Origin of the sequence: Paenibacillus sp. GbtcB18, assembly GCF_019091125.1 — a bacterium.
Classification (GTDB): Bacteria; Bacillota; Bacilli; order Paenibacillales; family NBRC-103111; genus Paenibacillus_F; species Paenibacillus_F chitinolyticus.
This window is the reverse complement of sequence record NZ_JAGXJX010000093.1, coordinates 1-639: the sequence shown is the minus strand read 5'-3', so window position 1 is coordinate 639 and position 639 is coordinate 1. Positions and strand designations below refer to the sequence as shown.

The window sequence follows — 639 nt, the reverse complement described above, 5'->3', positions numbered from 1 at the left end:
ATACTCTCCTTGGAATGATATGCATTTAAACGAGATACCCACTTTTCCTGGAATTTAGAAATCGTAGTCGGAACCGCTTCTACTGCTCCGATAATTGGTGAAACTGTTTTTACTGCCACTTTATGTGCCGCTTCTTTCACTTTCGGTAACGCTTCTTCCATTTCTGCACCAGCACTTTGCATTTGTTCTTTTGCACCAAGAAAAGCATATACTCTTTTTACTGCTAGTTTTCTTAGTGCCTTTCTCGCTTTCGGTGACGCTAATATAACCGCCGCTACCACAACCGCTATACCGATTGGTGATTACATAAATCTAAACATGTACATTTCTCCTCACTTAATTTTTTTCAAATCCACAAAATAGACCAAACCTATACAGCTAAGTACACATGTAATCCGCTTTATCACATCCTTTTTTTGTAAAAAGTATATATCGAGTATATATTTTCGTTTGTATTATTTCAACAATTTATTAGTTTTTTGTAAATTTTATGTTAATTCAGATAATTTTTGTGAACTTTTCTATTCTTATGCAAGGATATAGGCAATATATTCCATCATATTCTTACTCAATTGTTGAGATTACATTGAGAAATCATTTTGTTTTTTTACAAATTACAAACTAATACATGCACTTTTA

At 32.7% G+C, this 639-nt stretch carries 1 protein-coding gene; it reads right to left on the bottom strand.

What is annotated here, in order from left to right:
• Positions 1-296 (bottom strand): YtxH domain-containing protein (locus KVT34_RS29660; protein ID WP_309244144.1); only part of this gene is annotated, 296 nt, incomplete at its 3' end.
• Between the last annotated feature and the right edge of the window lie 343 nt (positions 297-639).